The sequence below is a fragment of the Bradyrhizobium sp. LeoA1Lang genome, assembly GCF_055413685.1.
Window position 1 is genome coordinate 1 of record NZ_JBVAPG010000381.1, and the last position, 1,671, is coordinate 1,671.

1 protein-coding gene and 1 pseudogene are annotated in these 1,671 nt (G+C 54.0%); one reads left to right on the forward strand and one right to left on the reverse strand.

Features of this window, described 5'->3' with window-relative positions; genetic code table 11:
• Positions 1 to 126: 126 nt before the first annotated feature.
• Positions 127 to 501, reverse strand: a pseudogene (locus ACZYOF_RS43625) (IS110 family transposase); the annotation flags it as partial.
• A 230-nt stretch (positions 502 to 731) separates the two neighbouring features.
• Here ACZYOF_RS43625 and ACZYOF_RS43630 point away from each other — a divergent pair.
• Positions 732 to 1,184, forward strand: a complete 453-nt coding sequence (locus tag ACZYOF_RS43630) for an RICIN domain-containing protein (RefSeq protein ID WP_463719571.1) — start codon at positions 732 to 734, stop codon at positions 1,182 to 1,184.
• Positions 1,185 to 1,671 lie beyond the last annotated feature (487 nt).

Here is a 1,671-nt window from a genome sequence, read left to right on the forward strand (position 1 = left end):
TGCCTATCCTTATCGCCATCCTTACAACTATCTTTTGACATGGTGACCTCGTGACGAAACAATCCACGAGATCTTCCTAGCCGACCAGATCAGCCCTCAGTGCGTGGTCGCCGGATGACGCTCACGCTTGCTTGGGATTAATGATGGCGCCATCACAGTGCATTCTTGGCCGAGTGACCGGATCAGGCGATAAAGACCATAGCCAGTTGGGACGGCTCGTAACAGAAGTGGACGCGGTCAAACCGGTTGGCAATCCGCTCTATGACGCGGCGCATGTTGATTTGATAATGAAAGCATCGACCTCCCGAAGAACCGAACCTTACCCTCCCGGCCTGCATCCGCAATCCCGACGGCATTTCTTAGCCTGGCCACATCGATTCCGACAAAGGCCTCCCTTAATCTGCCACGGCTCGTCCTCGTGATGAGGATCGGCTCGGTACGCCCGAGCAATCTTGGGACGCGCAGTGTTGGGCGAACCATCTCATGGCAAGAGGCGCGCATACGGCTTACTATTCAGCCATGTCCGACTGAAGACATTGCGCGTCGGGAAGCCAACGTTGAGATGTAAGCATCCCGCGGGCACAGGGAAGCGCACGATTTCGCGCCTTTCTCCAACTGCACAGAACGTTCTCCGGTGGCACGTATATTGCTGCAAGTGGTGGTGAGGCTCAATTCGCTGAGACCTTCATCGCGCGGTGGACAGCGCTTTCGGAAAGCAAGGATGCTTATAAATGGGAAGCTATATAATCAAATACAAGGCGAATGAAGACTTCGTGATCGGCGTGCACGATCAGGCAGTGGGTGCTCCAATTGTACTTCGCAAAAGACATGCCGCCCTTCGATATATTGTCTGGGATATCGACCTTGCCGCCGGCTCCATTAGGCTGCACGCAAGTGATCGGCTTGCACTTGCGCCAAGCGGTAATGCCATCAGAGAAGCTAGGCTCTACCTTCAGTTCTACGACGCTGCTAACCCTAATCAGCAGTGGGAATTTGGGGAGAACCCAGGTCCTATCTACAGCTTAGTCAATCGCAACCTGTGCATCGATAACAATAATAGCAGAGAGCAAGAAGGCAACCCAATTTGGCTCTATCCGGAGAACGGCACAGTCGCTCAGAAGTGGCAGCATGTACCACTAGCGGGCCTGCGCGCTACGGATCTCGAGGTTGAAGTTGCAGGGTAACTTAAATCCTCTGCGCACGATGAGGTTTCATCAACGTGTGCTCACAGGGCGGGGCCGTCCAGATGTTCGACCCCCTTCCAAAACTCTCACTTAACGGAGGCGAAGATCGAGCGGTTCGAGGCCGTAGCTGTGCTCCATTTGAATTGATGGTGTATCCAATTTAGGTAATTTAGGAGACCTGGAGCGTTTTCAACTGTATGTGGGTCACTATGCGTACCCGGCATGTCGAAAGTAGTTTGCACTGCTTGATAAGCTTTCCTATCAGCCTCATCGACGTTGTCACGGTGCGTGCGGGCCGCCGCAGCGCGCACTATGCCCGATCTCTGGCGACGTAACGTGATCGGAAATTGCTCTAGCAGTCTGCTGAAAAACGTGAGGAATGAAGCGTTTTTTTTCTGTTGAGGAGGCCTCGTTGGGCTGGCGCGTCCGGGAGGCTAGGTCTGGGCTGGCTGGGCTGCAACCAGTTTGGGGATGCGGATCAGATTAT